The organism is Streptomyces sp. NPDC088725, from assembly GCF_044751305.1.
Lineage (GTDB): Bacteria > Actinomycetota > Actinomycetes > Streptomycetales > Streptomycetaceae > Streptomyces.
In genome coordinates this window covers 91,431-106,405 of sequence record NZ_JBIVLO010000002.1, presented here as the reverse complement: position 1 = coordinate 106,405, position 14,975 = coordinate 91,431, and the positions used below count along the sequence as shown (strand labels likewise).

Here is a 14,975-nt window from a genome sequence, read left to right as displayed (position 1 = left end):
TTGCGACATTCGCAGGCCTCCTTAGGTGACCCTAAGTGATGAAACCCACCGCGCGTCGTCGCGGAGCGCGGTTGTCACGGCCGGAGGAATTACGCAACAATGGCGTTGTGAAATACGTTGGCGAGGCTCCTCAGGAGGAACTCGCGACCGGTGAGCACTCCACTCGCAACCGGGTCGCGCGCTCCATCCTGGACCACGGCCCGTCCACCGTCTCCGAGCTGGCGGGTCGCCTCGGGCTCACCCAGGCCGCCGTACGCCGCCACCTCGACGCGCTCGTCGCCGATTCCGTCGTGGAACCCCGCGAGCAGCGCGTCTACGGCTCGCGCGGACGGGGCAGGCCCGCCAAGGCGTTCGCCCTGACCGACTGCGGCAGGGACGCCTTTGACCAGTCGTACGACAAGCTCGCCGCCGACGCGCTGCACTGGATCTCCAAGGCCGCGGGCGGCGGAGAGAAGGGCGAGGCGGCTGTCGCGGCCTTCGCCCGCGCCCGCGTCGCCGGACAGGGCGAAGGGTATCGTCAAGCGGTCGAGGCCGCGGACCCCGACCGGCGCACGGAGGCCCTGGCCAGGGCCCTGAGCGCCGACGGATACGCGGCAACGGCCCGCAGCGCGCCGAACCAGCAGGGTGAACAGCTCTGCCAGCACCACTGCCCGGTGGCGCATGTCGCCGAGCAGTACCCGCAACTGTGCGAGGCGGAGACGGAATTCTTCTCCGACCTGCTCGGGACGCATGTGCAGCGCCTCGCCACCATCGCCCACGGCGACGGGGTCTGCACGACGTTCATCCCCCGTAGCGCCTCATCGGGCGACACGGCACGGAGCAGTACCCCGCAGACCACTCATCACGTATCTGAAAGCAACGCCGGGAGGAACCCCGCATGACTCTCCCCACGGAGACTGCCCACCCCGAACTCGAGGGTCTGGGTACGTACGAATTCGGCTGGGCCGACTCCGACGCTGCCGGCGCCGCTGCCAAGCGCGGTCTTTCCGAGGCTGTCGTGCGTGACATCTCGGACAAGAAGAACGAGCCGGAGTGGATGCTGAAGCTGCGGCTGAAGGGTCTGAAGCTGTTCGGCAAGAAGCCCATGCCGAGCTGGGGCTCCGACCTCTCCGGCATCGACTTCGACAACATCAAGTACTTCGTGCGGTCCACCGAGAAGCAGGCGGAGTCCTGGGAGGACCTGCCGGAGGACATCAAGAACACGTACGACAAGCTCGGCATCCCCGAGGCGGAGAAGCAGCGCCTCGTCGCGGGTGTCGCGGCCCAGTACGAGTCCGAGGTCGTCTACCACCAGATCCGTGAGGACCTGGAGGAGCAGGGTGTCATCTTCAAGGACACCGACACCGCGCTCAGGGAGCACCCGGAGCTGTTCCAGGAGTACTTCGGCACGGTCATCCCGGTCGGCGACAACAAGTTCGCGTCGCTGAACTCGGCCGTGTGGTCCGGCGGATCGTTCATCTACGTGCCGAAGGGCGTGCACGTCGACATCCCGCTCCAGGCCTACTTCCGTATCAACACGGAGAACATGGGCCAGTTCGAGCGGACGCTGATCATCGTCGACGAGGACGCCTACGTCCACTACGTCGAGGGCTGCACCGCCCCGATCTACTCCTCGGACTCGCTGCACAGCGCCGTGGTCGAGATCATCGTCAAGAAGGGCGGCCGCTGCCGCTACACGACGATCCAGAACTGGTCGAACAACGTCTACAACCTGGTCACCAAGCGCGCCGTGGCGTACGAGGGCGCGACCATGGAGTGGGTCGACGGCAACATCGGCTCCAAGGTCACGATGAAGTACCCGGCCGTCTACCTCATGGGCGAGCACGCCAAGGGCGAGACCCTGTCCATCGCCTTCGCGGGCGAGGGCCAGCACCAGGACGCCGGCGCCAAGATGGTCCACATGGCCCCCAACACCTCGTCCAACATCGTCTCCAAGTCGGTGGCGCGCGGGGGCGGCCGTACGTCGTACCGCGGTCTGATCGAGATCGGCGAGGGCGCGGCGGGCTCCAAGTCCAACGTGCTCTGTGACGCGCTGCTGGTGGACACCATCTCGCGCTCGGACACCTACCCCTACGTGGACGTCCGCGAGGACGACGTGTCCATGGGTCACGAGGCGACCGTCTCCAAGGTCTCCGAGGACCAGCTCTTCTACCTGATGAGCCGCGGTCTCACCGAGTTCGAGGCCATGGCGATGATCGTGCGCGGATTCGTCGAGCCGATCGCCAAGGAGCTGCCCATGGAGTACGCGCTGGAGCTGAACCGGCTGATCGAACTGCAGATGGAGGGCTCGGTGGGCTAGTCCCACCCGGGGGCGGATCCCGCCCCCACCCCCCGCCGGTCCGTCGACCGCGGTAAGCGGCCGATTCCTTACGCACAGAGGCAGAGAGAGAGCACGACGACAGCCATGGCTGAGGCTCAGAACATCCCGGTGGGCTCCACCACCGCCGGTTCGATCGCGGTGGCCGCCGAGTCGACCGTCGCCACGCGCATGAGCGCGCCCCCCTCCTTCGACGTCGCGGACTTCCCCGTCCCGCACGGCCGCGAGGAGGAGTGGCGGTTCACGCCGCTGGAGCGGTTGCGCGGTCTGCACGACGGCACCGCCACCGCGACGGACGGCAGCGTCACGCTGGAGGTGAGCGCCCCCGACGGCGTCACCGTCGAGACCGTGGGCCGTGACGACGCGCGCATCGGCAAGGCGGGCGTCCCGGCCGACCGGGTCGCCGCCCAGGCGTTCTCCTCGTTCGAGAAGGCCTCGGTCATCTCGGTGCCGAAGGAGGCCGTGCTGAGCGAGCCGATCCGGATCGCCGTGCACGGTGAGGGCGGCACGTCCTACGCCCACCAGGTCATCGAGCTGGGCGCCTTCGCCGAGGCGGTCGTGGTCCTCGACCACACCGGCGACGCGGTGGTCGCGGCCAACGTCGACTACCTCATCGGTGACGGCGCCAAGCTGACCGTCGTCTCCGTCCAGGACTGGGACGACAAGGCCGTCCACGTCGCCCAGCACAACGCGCTGGTCGGCAGGGACGCCTCGTTCAAGTCGGTCGTCGTGACGTTCGGCGGCGACGTCGTACGGCTGCACCCGCGCGTCGAGTACGCGGGACCCGGCGGCGAGGCCGAGCTGTTCGGCCTCTACTTCACCGACCGCGGCCAGCACCAGGAGCACCGCCTCCTGGTCGACCACAACGCGCCGAACTGCAAGTCCAACGCCGTCTACAAGGGCGCGCTCCAGGGCCAGGACGCACACGCCGTATGGATCGGTGACGTGCTCATCCGCGCCTCGGCCGAGGGCACCGACACGTACGAGATGAACCGCAACCTGGTTCTCACGGACGGCGCCCGGGTCGACTCCGTGCCGAACCTGGAGATCGAGACCGGCGAGATCGCCGGTGCCGGACACGCCTCGGCCACCGGCCGGTTCGACGACGAGCAGCTGTTCTACCTGATGGCGCGCGGCATCCCCGAGACCGAGGCCCGCCGCCTGGTCGTGCGCGGCTTCTTCGCCGAGCTGGTCCAGCAGATCGGTCTGCCGGACGTCGAAGAACGGCTGCTCGGCAAGATCGAGACGGAGCTGGAGGCTTCCGTCTGATGGCCTTCGTCCGAGTCTGTGGCCTGAGCGAGCTGGAGGACGGCACCCCGAAGCGGGTGGAGATCGACAGCACTCCGGTCTCCGTCGTCCTGACCGAGGGCGAGGTGTTCGCGATCAACGACATCTGCTCGCACGCGAACGTGTCGCTGTCGGAGGGCGAGGTGGAGGACTGCATGATCGAATGCTGGCTGCACGGCTCCAGCTTCGACCTCCGCTCCGGCAAGCCGTCCGGCCTTCCCGCGACGCGCCCCGTCCCCGTTTACCCCGTAGAGATCCAAGGGGACGATGTGCTCGTCTCCGTCACCCAGGAGTCCTGAGCTACCCATGGCAACGCTTGAAATCAACGACCTGCACGTCACCGTCGAGACGGAGAACGGCGCCCGCGAGATCCTCAAGGGTGTCGATCTGACCGTCAAGCAGGGCGAGACGCACGCCATCATGGGCCCCAACGGCTCCGGCAAGTCGACCCTCGCGTACTCGCTGGCGGGCCACCCCAAGTACACGGTCACGGGCGGCACCGTCACCCTCGACGGCGAGGACGTCCTCGCCATGAGCGTCGACGAGCGCGCCCGCGCCGGCCTCTTCCTCGCGATGCAGTACCCCGTCGAGGTCCCCGGCGTCTCCGTCTCCAACTTCCTGCGTACGTCGGCCACGGCGATCCGCGGCGAGGCCCCCAAGCTGCGCACCTGGGTGAAGGAGGTCCGGGAGACCATGGAGCGTCTTCACATGGACCCCTCCTTCGCCGAGCGCAACGTGAACGAGGGCTTCTCCGGCGGTGAGAAGAAGCGCCACGAGATCCTTCAGCTCGAACTGGCCAAGCCGCACATCGCGATCCTCGACGAGACCGACTCCGGCCTCGACGTCGACGCGCTGCGCATCGTCTCGGAGGGCGTCAACCGCGTCCGCGAGACCGGTGACGTCGGCACCCTGCTGATCACGCACTACACGCGGATTCTCCGCTACATCAAGCCCGACTTCGTGCACGTCTTCGCACAGGGCCGCATCGCCGAGTCCGGCGGCGCGGAGCTGGCCGACAAGCTGGAGAACGAGGGCTACGAGGCCTACGCGAAGGGTGGAGTCACCGCGTGACACAGCTGCCGGGCCTTCTCACAGCGTCCGATCACCTGCTCGACGAGGCGATCCGCAAGGACTTCCCCTTGCTGGACCGCACGGTCCACGACGGCCGGAAGATCGTGTACCTGGACAACGCGGCGACCTCGCAGAAGCCGCGCCAGGTCCTCGACGCGCTCAATGGCTACTACGAGCAGCACAACGCCAATGTGCACCGTGGTGTCCATGTGCTCGCCGAGGAGGCCACGGCGCTGTACGAAGGCGCCCGCGACAAGGTCGCCGCTTTCATCAACGCGCCGAGCCGCGACGAGGTCATCTTCACGAAGAACGCCTCGGAGTCGCTCAACCTCGTGGCCAACATGCTCGGCTGGGCCGATGAGCCCTACCGGGTGGACCACGAGACCGAGATCGTCATCACGGAGATGGAGCACCACTCCAACATCGTGCCGTGGCAGCTGCTCTCGCAGCGCACGGGCGCGAAGCTGAAGTGGTTCGGCCTCACCGACGACGGCCGTCTCGACCTGTCCAACATCGACGAGATCATCACGGAGAAGACGAAGATCGTCTCCTTCGTGCTGGTCTCCAACATCCTGGGCACGGTCAACCCCGTCGAGGCGATCGTCAGGCGCGCGCAGCAGGTCGGCGCGCTGGTGCTGATCGACGCCTCGCAGGCCGCGCCGCACATGCCGGTGGACGTCCAGGCGCTCCAGGCCGACTTCGTGGCCTTCACCGGCCACAAGATGTGCGGTCCGACCGGCATCGGCGTGCTCTGGGGCCGCCAGGAGCTGCTGGAGGACCTGCCGCCGTTCCTCGGTGGCGGCGAGATGATCGAGACCGTGTCGATGCACTCGTCGACGTACGCTCCGGCGCCGCACAAGTTCGAGGCGGGCACGCCGCCGATCGCCCAGGCGGTCGGTCTCGGCGCGGCCGTCGACTACCTGAGCGCGATCGGCATGGACAAGATCGCCGCGCACGAGCACGCGATCACCGACTACGCGGTGAAGCGGCTCCTGGAGGTGCCGGACCTGCGCATCATCGGCCCCACCACGGCCGAGGACCGCGGCGCCGCGATCTCCTTCACGCTCGGCGACATCCACCCGCACGACGTGGGCCAGGTGCTGGACGAGCAGGGCATCGCCGTCCGGGTCGGGCACCACTGCGCGCGGCCGGTCTGCCTGCGGTACGGAATTCCCGCGACCACGCGAGCGTCGTTCTACCTGTACTCCACTCCGGCCGAGGTCGACGCCCTGGTCGACGGGCTGGAGCACGTCCGTAACTTCTTCGGATGAGGGACTGACACGTGAAGCTGGATTCGATGTACCAGGACGTCATCCTGGACCACTACAAGCACCCGCACGGGCGCGGTCTGCGGGACGGCGACGCCGAGGTACACCACGTCAACCCGACGTGCGGTGACGAGATCACCCTGCGCGTACGGTACGAGGGCTCCCGGATCGCCGATGTCTCGTACGAGGGACAGGGCTGCTCCATCAGCCAGGCCAGCGCGTCCGTGATGAACGAGCTGCTGGTCGGCAAGGAACTGGCCGAGGCGCAGAAGATCCAGGGCACCTTCCTGGAGCTGATGCAGTCCCGCGGCCAGATCGAACCCGATGACGCGATGGAGGAGGTGCTGGAGGACGCGGTCGCGTTCTCCGGTGTCTCCAAGTACCCCGCCCGGGTGAAGTGCGCGCTACTGAGCTGGATGGCGTGGAAGGACGCGACGGCCCAGGCACTGGGCGGCACCGCGCAGAAGGAGACGGCATGAGTGAGAACGAGACCCTGACCATGAAGCCCGCCTCGGAGGACGAGGTCCGCGAGGCGCTGTACGACGTCGTCGACCCCGAGCTGGGCATCGATGTCGTCAACCTCGGGCTGATCTACGGCATTCACATCGACGAGTCCAACATCGCGACCCTGGACATGACGCTGACGTCGGCGGCCTGTCCGCTGACCGATGTGATCGAGGACCAGGCGAAGGCGGCGACGGACGGCATCGTCAACGAACTCAAGATCAACTGGGTCTGGATGCCGCCGTGGGGCCCGGACAAGATCACGGACGACGGCCGCGAGCAGCTGCGCGCGCTGGGCTTCAACGTCTGAGCCGTCCTCCCGGCTGAGCTGCACCGCCAAAACCCCGCGCCCTTGAGGCCGCGGGGTTTTGCCGTGTGTTCACTCATGTGTTCATCCGCGCGTCACCGCTTTGCGTACGGTCGTACGCATCGCTGCGTACACTCGTACGCATGGGATACGGACTGCTGGCCGCGGCCATCGCTGCGGAGGTGGCGGGCACCACGGCCATGAAGTACAGCGAGGGCTTCACCCGTCTCTGGCCCTCGCTGCTGACGGTCGTCGGCTATCTGCTGGCCTTCACCCTGCTCGCGCGGACGCTCAAGACGCTCTCCGTGGGCACGGCCTACGCGATATGGGCCGGCGCGGGCACCGCGGCCATCGCCGTCATCGGCATGGTTTTCCTGGGCGAGTCGACGGGCCCGGTCAAGCTGGCCGGGATCGCGCTGGTCATCGCCGGGGTCGTCGTGCTCAATTTCGGCGGCTCGCACTGATGGCCCGCCGATACGACCCCGAGCGCCGCCAGCGCATCATCGACGCCGCGATCCGGGTGACCGGGCGGAGCGGGATCGCCGGGCTGAGCCACCGTACGGTCGCGGCGGAGGCCGATGTGCCGCTCGGCTCGACCACGTACCACTTCGCCTCGCTGGACGAACTGCTGGTCGCCGCGTTGCGCCAGGCCAACGAGGGGTTCGCGGCCGCCGTACGGGAGAGCGGGATCCTGGCGGATCCGCGCTGCGACGTCGCGACGGAACTGGCGCGGCTCACCGGCGCATGGCTCGCGGGCGACCGTACCGGCGTGGAACTGGAGTACGAGCTGTACCTCGCGGCCCTGCGCCGTCCCGCGCTGCGCCCGGTGGCCGCCGAGTGGGCGGAAGGGGTCGCCGACACCCTTGCGGCGCGCACCGACCCGGTCACCGCGCGGGCGCTCGTCGCGCTGCTGGACGGGATCTGTCTCCAGGTGCTGCTCACGGGTGTTCCGTACGACGAGCGGTACGCGCGTGAGATGCTGGCCCGGCTGGTTCCGGCCGCGCCCGGACCCGTTCCGGCCGCGCCCGGACCGTTTCCGGCCGATCAGCCGGCTGCTGGGCCCGCCGGCCCCACGACGGTAGGTTGATCGGGTGAACATCCCCACCCCGGACTACGGACCCGGCCCCGAGCCGGCTCCCGACGCGGGCCCCGAGATCACCTATGCCGAGTGCAGGCAGTGCGGCACCCTGATCGCCGGGCTCGACGGCCGTTACAGCTGCGGAGTCTGCGGCTGGGTCAACCACCACTCCGAGGGGCACAGACCGCTGCCGCGCGCGGAGGACGACGCGGACCACACGACGGGCGCCAGGGCGGGCAACCGGCTGAGCTGACCGGGGCGTTGGCCGCGTCCTTGCCTCGTCTCGCCCTGGTGCGTCTCTGCCGGCGCGGCCCGCTCCTGAGACCGGTTCGCCCCGGTGACCTCGGGCCGGTTAGGTTTTGGGTATGACCGACACGACTCCTCGTACCTCCGGCGCCGTCGCCGCCGGCCTCGCCACCCTCACCGAGGACGGCACCGTCCTCGACACCTGGTTCCCCGCGCCCCGGCTCACCACCGACGCGGCGCCGTCCGGCACCGAGCGGCTGTCGGCCGAGCGCGCCGTGGAGCTGCTGGGGGCCGGCGCCGCCAAGGCCGTCGGGCCCGACGCGCGCCGCGGGGTCGAGGTCGTCGCCGTGCTGACGAGCATCGCCTCCCTGGACGACAAGCCGCTCGACGCGCACGACGCGTACCTGCGGCTGCACCTGCTCTCGCACCGCCTGGTCCGGCCGCACGGCCAGAACCTGGACGGCATCTTCGGGCTGCTCGCCAACGTCGCCTGGACCTCGCTCGGCCCGGTGGCCGTCGACACGCTGGAGACGGTACGGCTCAACGCCCGCGCCGAGGGGCTGCACCTCCAGGTGACCTCGATCGACAAGTTCCCCAGGATGACCGACTACGTCGCCCCCAAGGGCGTGCGTATCGGTGACGCCGACCGGGTCAGGCTGGGCGCGCACCTGGCCGCTGGCACCACCGTCATGCACGAGGGCTTCGTCAACTTCAACGCGGGCACCCTCGGCACGTCGATGGTCGAGGGCCGGATCTCCGCGGGCGTCGTCATCGGTGACGGCACCGACATCGGCGGCGGCGCCTCCACCATGGGCACGCTGTCCGGCGGCGGCACCGAGCGCATCGTGATCGGCGAGCGCTGCCTGATCGGCGCGGAGGCGGGCGTCGGCATCGCGCTCGGCGACGAGTGCGTGGTCGAGGCGGGGCTGTACGTTACGGCCGGTACGCGCGTCACGCTGCCCGACGGCCAGATCGTCAAGGCGCGCGAGCTGTCCGGCGCGAACAACATCCTCTTCCGCCGCAACTCGGTCACCGGCACGGTCGAGGCCCGCCCGAACAACGCGGTCTGGGGCGGTCTGAACGACGTACTGCACAGTCACAACTGACGCACCGTCACCTACGGGTGATCTGCGGCGCTTCCCGGCACGCCCTCAGCAGCCCGCCAACCGCCCCCGGTCGGCGGGCTGCTGCCGTTCCCGAGCGGTCGTCCCGGCCGGTGTCCTGTCCTTGTCGCGGCATGAGAACAGGCGCCGTGTGTGCGTTCGGCATGCGGCAGGATGCTTGGAGGGCGCCTCGGGCTGAGCCCGGCCGGGCCGGAGGCGGAGGCCGCCTGTCATCGGGGGCTGGTCCAGTGGAGAGATGGGGAGCATGGACACCGAACACGCCGACCAGGGCGAACTCACCGCGCTGCGCGAGGCTTTCCCGGCGGAATTCCGTCTGCCGCCGCTGGGCTGGGACGCGGTCCGCGACTTCGAGCGCGCGCACGGCGTCGTCCTGCCCGAGCCGTACCGCACGCTGGTCGCCGACATCTGTGACGGCTGCACCGAAGGGCCCGCCGACGTCGACGGGCTGATACCCGTGGCGGCGCTGCCCGCCGACTGGGGACCCGCCGACACGCAGCGGGTGCTCGCCCGGCCCTTTCCGCTCACACGGACCTGGGTGTGGGAGGACGATCCGCGTCCGTACGAGGAGATAGAGCCGCTGATCGACGAGGTCAGCAACCACGGCAGCGTGGTCCTCGGCACGGACGGCTGCGGCCTGTACTGGCACCTCGTGGTCACCGGCACGCACCGGGGCCGCGTCTGGACCGTCAGCGACGTCGGAGCGGCGCCGTTCGGAGCGGAATGGGGCCGCTCCGATGCCGGCCTCGGCTTCGCCGACTGGGTGGCGCACTGGCAGGGCCTGAGCCCGAGCCCAACGCCGACGCCGACCCCGAGCCGGATCCCGGGCCCCTGATGCCGATGCCGTCTCCAGCCGCGCCCGGTTGCGGCTGCCGGTATGCCGGAACCTCCTGGATGAGGACGGGCGCGGTGGTTCTGTGCGCGTCAATCACCTGTGCGGGCACAGAAATTGTCAAGAGCCGCCCGGCGTAAGGGGCTTGTCGGGTACATGAAGCAGGTGGCATGGGTCCGTATACGTCTAGGCTGGGAGGCTCCCCGACCCCCGTCGTACGCCGCAAGGAGAACCACCAGATGTCCGCAGACCGCCCCTCTCTGCCGCCGGTGCGGCTGCCCTCGGACGCGGAACTGGCGCGGGACGCGCTGGCCGCGCCGCTGCTCGCGCGGGCGGTGCGCCTGGCCCGCTGGTCCGGCCCCGGGACACGTGTCGGGGCCGGGGGCGAGCTGGTCGACGAGCAGCTGCCCGCGGCGGCCGAACAGCTCGGTCTCGGCGACGAGTTGGCCGAAGGTTCGGGTGAGGCGTACGCGAGTGAGGCCTGGCGCGTGGCGGTCGACACCGGCCTGGTCGAGGTCGAGGACCCGGACGAGTCCGAGACGCACGCGGTGGACGAGGACGACGCGCTGGGCCGGGTCGTCCCGGGCGCCGCGCTCGACCTGATCACCTCGGGCACGCCGCAGGACGTCCTGTCCCTCTGGCTCGACGGCCTCGACGTGGTGTTCGCCGACGCGACCGCGCCGGTCCTCGACGATCTGGCCGCCGCCATCGGCGACAACGGCGAGATCGACTTCGACTCGCTGGACTGGGACCCGGAGGCCGAGGCGGAATTCCTCGAAGGGGTGCTCGGCAACCTCTACCTGCTCACCGTCGCCGACGCGGGAGCCGGTGAGAGCCCCGTACCGCTGCCGGTGCTCGCCGCCTCGCTGGTCGTCCCCGACGACATGGGCGAACCGACCGACGACATCCTGGAGCAGGTGTCCGAGGCGATGATGCGCCTGGACGACCAGTTCCGGCTGCTGGAGCCGATCGGGCTGGTCTCGTACGTACCGGTGGACGAGGCCCTGATGGCCGAGGACCCGGAGGACGCCCCGGGTGCCGACCCGTCCGTGCCGGTGGACGAGGACGACGTCTCGCGGTACGGCATGGTCAGGCTGACCCCGCTCGGCCTGTACGGGATCAGGGCGCGGATGCTGGAAGCGGGGGTCGAGGCGCCCGTGGTGGGCGAGCTGGCCGACAAGGGCGCGGACGCGCTGCTGACGGGTGTCGCGTACTTCCCCGAGCTGTCCGCGCACGCCGAGACCGAGCTGTGGCTGGCCCGCCGCGAACCGGCCGGGGCCGCCCGCGACCTCCTCGCGGCGGCGAAGGGCACCGACGCGGGCGCCCCCCTGCGCCGTCTCCACTGCCAGCAGGCGCTGTCCCTCGTGGGAGCGGAGGCCGAGTCCGCCGTACGGGACGTCCTCGACGACCCGGAGCTGGGCGGCCTGGCCCGGGTCTGGCTCGCCGAACTGGGCGCGGACGACGTGCCGCAGCCGCCGGAGACGATGATCTTCTGGCTCGCGATCGACACGATCGCGGCCCAGCTCGAAGCCGACGGCGAACCGGACGAGCTGCGGGAGCTGATCGAGGGCCTGGTCGGCCAGCACAGCGGCTTCTTCGAAGCGGCCTGGCGGGTGGACCACCCGGCCACGGCGGACGTCCTGGAGGCGATGGGACGTCTGCACCGCGACCGCGCGACGGCGAAGGAAGCCCGCAAGGCGGCGTTCAAGGCGCGGTCGCACGGCGGTAGTTGATATTGCGGCGGGGGATGCGGTGCCTGGCCGCACCCCCCGCCCCGCATCGCCCCGCCCGGCATCGCCTGGCATCACACCGCCGTATTGCCCGCGCCGCACCGCCCGTGCGCGCCGCGTACGCCGTGCCTCACGTGCGCAGGTACGAGGCGCCGTTCAGATCGAGCACCGTCCCCGACGACCACTCGGCCGCCGGGGACGCCAGCCACAGCACCGCCTCGGCCACCTCCTGCGCGGAGGCCACCCGCCCGAACGGGCTCTGCGCGCGGATCGCTTCGCCCTCCTCGCCCACGAGACGGTGCGCGACCCGCTCCGTCTCGATGAAGCCGGGGGCGACGGACGCGACGCCGATGCCGTACGGCGCGAGGGAGACGGCCAGCGACTGGCCCAGCGCGTGCACCGCCGCCTTCGTCGCCCCGTACGCGGGATAGTCAGGCTCGCCGCGGAACGCGCCACGCGAGCCGACGTTGACGATCCGGCCGCCCGTGCCCCGGTCGATCATGGAACGCGCCGCGCGATGGCTGAGCAGCGCCGTGCCGAGCAGGTTGACGGACATGTGGCGCTGCCACTGCTCCGCCCACTCCTCGTACGACGTGGTCGCGAGCGGATGAGGATCGTTCACCGCCGCGTTGTTGACCAGTACGTCGATCCCGCCGAGCGCCTGGCCGGCCTCGTCGGCGACCCGTGCGGCCCCCGCCGGATCGGACACGTCGCCGCCCACCAGGACGTGCCCCTCGCCGGCCAGCGACTCCAGGGTGAGGCGCGCGTCCGAGGCGCGGCTGCCGTAGTGGACCGCGACCCGGTCGCCGTTGGCGGCGAAAGCCTGGGCGACGGCGCGGCCGAGGCCGCGGGAGGCGCCGCTGACAAGGACACGGCGATCGGTGGCCGGGAGGTTCATGGAACGTGACCTTTCGATGTCGGGCGGTGTTCAACCGCCGTTTATACGCGAGCGGGACGGTCGTGGCGTATCCACCAGACGGTAATGAGAAGACTGCCAGGAGAACGCGATGCCGCTGACCCGCCGGGATCTCGACGGAACAGCCGCTCTCACCGCGGCGGGTTTCCTCCTCACCGGGACGGTCGGCGCCCTGGCCACCGCGCCCGGCGCGCTCGCTGCCCAGGAGGCCTCCGAGGCAGCCTCGGGCGACGCGGGCGAGGCGCCGGGTTACGGGCCACTGCTCCCCGACCCCGCGGGCGTCCTCGCGCTGCCGGCCGGATTCTCGTACCGGATCATCACGCACAGCGGCGTCACCACGCTGGAGTCCGGTGAGCACACCCCGTCCCGGCACAGCGGCACCGCCGCCTTCGAGGGCCCGCGCGGGGCCACCCTGCTTGTCAACAACCACGCGCTGAGCGGCCCGAGGTCCGACGCGGACCGGCCGGTGCCGCTCACCGGAGGACTGGTCCACGACCCGGCCGCGGCCGGCGGCTGCACGGTCGTGGAGGCCCGGCCGGGCGGCGGCATGACCGAACGGACCGCCCTCGCGGGCACCTGCGCCAACCGCGCGGGCGGGTCCACCCCGTGGGGCACCTCGCTCAGCTGCGAGGGGAACGCCGTCCTGGCGGGCCAGGGTGGCATGACGAAGGACCACGGCTACGTCTTCGAGGTCGACCCCCACGAGCGCCACGCCGACCAAACCCCCCGGCCGGTGAAGGCGTTCGGCCGCTACGCGCACGAGGCCGTCGTCTTCGACCCGCGCACGGGATACGTCTACCTGACCGAGAACGCCTCCGGCCCCAACGGCCTGTTCTACCGCTGGGTCCCGCCGCACGGCTTCACTCACGGCCGGGGCAGGCTGCGCGGACTCGCCGACGACGCGGGTCTCCTCCAGGCGCCGCGCTGCTTCGACGCGGGCGGCCGCTTCGTGGACGACCTCTCGCGGGCCGTCAGGCCCGGCACCGTCTACGGCGTGGACTGGGTGGACGTGCCCGACAGGGACGCGCGGACCGTCGACGTACGGCGGCAGTTCCCCGAGGGGGATGTCACGCGCGCCAGAAAGCTGGAAGGGATGTGGTGGGCGGACGGCGGCGCGTACTTCGTCTCCGCGTACGCGCGTGACGCGTACGCGCCCGACACGACCCCGGACGGGCGGCCGTACGACGGCCAGGTGTGGTTCTACAGTCCCAGGCGGCGCACGCTGACGCTCAAGGTCCTGATCAGCGTGCCCGGAGACCCGGGCCAGGGCGGCGCGTTCGACGGTCCCGGCCACATCACCGTCTCGCCGTCCGGCGGTCTGGTGGTCGCGGCTGACCGGGCGGGCCGCCGGCACCTCTTCGGCGCCACGGAGCACGGCCGTACGTACCCCGTCGCGCGCAACGACCTGAACGGCGACGCGTTCACCGGCGCCGTCTTCTCGCCCGACGGCCGCACCCTCTATGCGAGCCTCGGTTCCCCGGGCCTCATGCTCGCGATAACGGGCCCGTGGCGCCGCTCTCCGCAGCGCCCGAAAACCTCTTGGCGCCGCCCGCAGCTGCTCCTGTAGCGCGATCGGCGTCGGGCTGCGAGGGCGCGGCGGGCGTCCGGTGCACGGGCTGCCCCGAGCACGCGGCCGTGATCTTCGGCACGGCGGTGGCGCCGCGGGCCGCCGCAGCCGATCCGGTGGTCACGATCGGGTACTGATCGTGACCGGCGGGCAGGACGCGTACGGTCCGCACTGCGAGCCGACCGGGCAGCTCCCCAGGCATATTTCCTCCGCATCCGGAGCCGGGCCGGATACCGGATCGGTCACGCGGCGTCCGGCGGCGGCAAGCGGCACGCCCCCGGCAGCCTCACCGGCGCGGCGTTCCGGACGGTCCCGCTGCCGAAGGCCGCGCGGGCTGCCGACCGGCCCTGGAACGGGTGATCCGGGGGCCGGTCGGTGGTCGGGCATGGCGCGGCGGGGTCCCTTGGGCGCATACTCCAAGTAATGACAAAGTCAGCCGGATCCCGGCGCCACCTGCCGTCCAGTCCCTTCAACCGCCAAGGCCCGGCCTCGCCCCCGCCCGAGCAATTCGACGTGGGAGACCGTGTGTCCCATGACCAGTTCGGGTTGGGACGCGTTACCGCAGTCGAGGGCGAGAATGCTGTGCTCATCGATTTCTCGGGGCGTCAGGGGAGGATCCTGAGCCCCTTCACCAAGCTCACCAAGCTCTGAGGGCCATGGCCTCCGGGCCGCCGCGGGGTTGTCCTGCCGCGGCGGCCCCAGGGGTCTGCCCCGAGCACGAGAAGCCCCTT

Annotated in this window: 17 protein-coding genes; 16 read left to right on the top strand and 1 reads right to left on the bottom strand. The window is 70.6% G+C overall.

The window, feature by feature from the left end; all coding sequences use genetic code 11:
• Nucleotides 1-107 precede the first annotated feature (107 nt).
• The 14 genes from ACIP6N_RS04390 to ACIP6N_RS04325 all read left to right on the top strand — a co-directional run bounded on the left by ACIP6N_RS04390 (nt 108) and on the right by ACIP6N_RS04325 (nt 11,764).
• The gene (locus ACIP6N_RS04390) at nt 108-881 is read left to right on the top strand and encodes a helix-turn-helix transcriptional regulator (RefSeq protein WP_401812802.1); all 774 of its coding nucleotides are present in this window, start codon (nt 108-110) and stop codon (nt 879-881) included.
• Complete coding sequence (gene sufB / locus ACIP6N_RS04385; RefSeq protein WP_401812800.1) at nt 878-2,299, top strand: Fe-S cluster assembly protein SufB; 1,422 nt, start codon at nt 878-880, stop codon at nt 2,297-2,299. The genes ACIP6N_RS04390 and sufB overlap by 4 nt, the downstream gene beginning before the upstream one ends.
• A gap of 105 nt (nt 2,300-2,404) precedes the next feature.
• A complete protein-coding gene (sufD, locus tag ACIP6N_RS04380) occupies nt 2,405-3,586 on the top strand; it encodes a Fe-S cluster assembly protein SufD (RefSeq protein ID WP_401812799.1) in 1,182 nt (393 codons plus the stop codon).
• Nucleotides 3,586-3,903: a non-heme iron oxygenase ferredoxin subunit gene (locus ACIP6N_RS04375; RefSeq protein ID WP_401812797.1), complete on the top strand. Its 318-nt coding sequence runs from the start codon at nt 3,586-3,588 to the stop codon at nt 3,901-3,903. The genes sufD and ACIP6N_RS04375 overlap by 1 nt, the downstream gene beginning before the upstream one ends.
• A 7-nt stretch (nt 3,904-3,910) precedes the next feature.
• Nucleotides 3,911-4,675, top strand: coding sequence for a Fe-S cluster assembly ATPase SufC (gene sufC, locus ACIP6N_RS04370; RefSeq protein ID WP_401812796.1), 765 nt, complete (start codon nt 3,911-3,913; stop codon nt 4,673-4,675).
• Nucleotides 4,672-5,946, top strand: a complete 1,275-nt coding sequence (locus tag ACIP6N_RS04365; RefSeq protein ID WP_401812795.1) for a cysteine desulfurase — start codon at nt 4,672-4,674, stop codon at nt 5,944-5,946. Before sufC ends, ACIP6N_RS04365 begins: the two co-directional genes overlap by 4 nt.
• An 11-nt stretch (nt 5,947-5,957) precedes the next feature.
• Entirely contained in the window at nt 5,958-6,422 is a 465-nt protein-coding gene (gene sufU / locus ACIP6N_RS04360; protein WP_401812793.1) for a Fe-S cluster assembly sulfur transfer protein SufU, read from the top strand.
• A complete protein-coding gene (locus ACIP6N_RS04355) occupies nt 6,419-6,757 on the top strand; it encodes a metal-sulfur cluster assembly factor (protein ID WP_401812791.1) in 339 nt (112 codons plus the stop codon). The genes sufU and ACIP6N_RS04355 overlap by 4 nt, the downstream gene beginning before the upstream one ends.
• Nucleotides 6,758-6,840: 83 nt before the next feature.
• Nucleotides 6,841-7,218, top strand: a complete 378-nt coding sequence (locus ACIP6N_RS04350) for a DMT family transporter (RefSeq protein WP_401813486.1) — start codon at nt 6,841-6,843, stop codon at nt 7,216-7,218.
• Entirely contained in the window at nt 7,218-7,841 is a 624-nt protein-coding gene (locus tag ACIP6N_RS04345) for a TetR/AcrR family transcriptional regulator (RefSeq protein ID WP_401812789.1), read from the top strand. The genes ACIP6N_RS04350 and ACIP6N_RS04345 overlap by 1 nt, the downstream gene beginning before the upstream one ends.
• A gap of 4 nt (nt 7,842-7,845) precedes the next feature.
• On the top strand, nt 7,846-8,085 hold the full coding sequence (locus tag ACIP6N_RS04340; RefSeq protein WP_401812788.1) for a hypothetical protein: 240 nt from the start codon (nt 7,846-7,848) through the stop codon (nt 8,083-8,085).
• 112 nt (nt 8,086-8,197) lie between these two features.
• Nucleotides 8,198-9,184 carry a 2,3,4,5-tetrahydropyridine-2,6-dicarboxylate N-succinyltransferase gene (gene dapD, locus ACIP6N_RS04335; protein ID WP_401812786.1) on the top strand — a complete coding sequence of 329 codons (987 nt, stop codon included), beginning with the start codon at nt 8,198-8,200 and terminating at the stop codon, nt 9,182-9,184.
• 262 nt (nt 9,185-9,446) lie between these two features.
• Nucleotides 9,447-10,034 carry an SMI1/KNR4 family protein gene (locus ACIP6N_RS04330; RefSeq protein ID WP_401812785.1) on the top strand — a complete coding sequence of 196 codons (588 nt, stop codon included), beginning with the start codon at nt 9,447-9,449 and terminating at the stop codon, nt 10,032-10,034.
• 236 nt (nt 10,035-10,270) lie between these two features.
• Nucleotides 10,271-11,764, top strand: a complete 1,494-nt coding sequence (locus ACIP6N_RS04325; RefSeq protein WP_401812783.1) for a hypothetical protein — start codon at nt 10,271-10,273, stop codon at nt 11,762-11,764.
• A gap of 127 nt (nt 11,765-11,891) precedes the next feature.
• On the opposite strand, the gene ACIP6N_RS04320 is transcribed toward ACIP6N_RS04325, so the two are convergent.
• A complete protein-coding gene (locus ACIP6N_RS04320) occupies nt 11,892-12,659 on the bottom strand; it encodes an SDR family NAD(P)-dependent oxidoreductase (protein ID WP_401812781.1) in 768 nt (255 codons plus the stop codon).
• Between the two features lie 109 nt (nt 12,660-12,768).
• Between ACIP6N_RS04320 and ACIP6N_RS04315 the strand changes: the two genes are divergently transcribed.
• Both ACIP6N_RS04315 and ACIP6N_RS04310 read left to right on the top strand, forming a co-directional pair.
• Nucleotides 12,769-14,244 (top strand): alkaline phosphatase PhoX, encoded by a 1,476-nt coding sequence (locus tag ACIP6N_RS04315; protein WP_401812780.1) that lies wholly within the window; start codon nt 12,769-12,771, stop codon nt 14,242-14,244.
• A gap of 423 nt (nt 14,245-14,667) precedes the next feature.
• Complete coding sequence (locus ACIP6N_RS04310; protein ID WP_401812778.1) at nt 14,668-14,895, top strand: hypothetical protein; 228 nt, start codon at nt 14,668-14,670, stop codon at nt 14,893-14,895.
• The last annotated feature ends 80 nt before the right edge of the window (nt 14,896-14,975 follow it).

Bases quoted from the DNA above. Each gene is read 5' to 3' on its own strand.
- sufB (WP_401812800.1), top strand. From the start codon at position 878: ATGACTCTCCCCACGGAGACTGCCCACCCCGAACTCGAGGGTCTGGGT.
- sufD (WP_401812799.1), top strand. From the start codon at position 2,405: ATGGCTGAGGCTCAGAACATCCCGGTGGGCTCCACCACCGCCGGTTCG.
- ACIP6N_RS04375 (WP_401812797.1), top strand. From the start codon at position 3,586: ATGGCCTTCGTCCGAGTCTGTGGCCTGAGCGAGCTGGAGGACGGCACC.
- sufC (WP_401812796.1), top strand. From the start codon at position 3,911: ATGGCAACGCTTGAAATCAACGACCTGCACGTCACCGTCGAGACGGAG.
- ACIP6N_RS04355 (WP_401812791.1), top strand. From the start codon at position 6,419: ATGAGTGAGAACGAGACCCTGACCATGAAGCCCGCCTCGGAGGACGAG.
- ACIP6N_RS04345 (WP_401812789.1), top strand. From the start codon at position 7,218: ATGGCCCGCCGATACGACCCCGAGCGCCGCCAGCGCATCATCGACGCC.
- dapD (WP_401812786.1), top strand. From the start codon at position 8,198: ATGACCGACACGACTCCTCGTACCTCCGGCGCCGTCGCCGCCGGCCTC.
- ACIP6N_RS04330 (WP_401812785.1), top strand. From the start codon at position 9,447: ATGGACACCGAACACGCCGACCAGGGCGAACTCACCGCGCTGCGCGAG.
- ACIP6N_RS04325 (WP_401812783.1), top strand. From the start codon at position 10,271: ATGTCCGCAGACCGCCCCTCTCTGCCGCCGGTGCGGCTGCCCTCGGAC.
- ACIP6N_RS04320 (WP_401812781.1), bottom strand. From the start codon at position 12,659: ATGAACCTCCCGGCCACCGATCGCCGTGTCCTTGTCAGCGGCGCCTCC.
- ACIP6N_RS04315 (WP_401812780.1), top strand. From the start codon at position 12,769: ATGCCGCTGACCCGCCGGGATCTCGACGGAACAGCCGCTCTCACCGCG.
- ACIP6N_RS04310 (WP_401812778.1), top strand. From the start codon at position 14,668: ATGACAAAGTCAGCCGGATCCCGGCGCCACCTGCCGTCCAGTCCCTTC.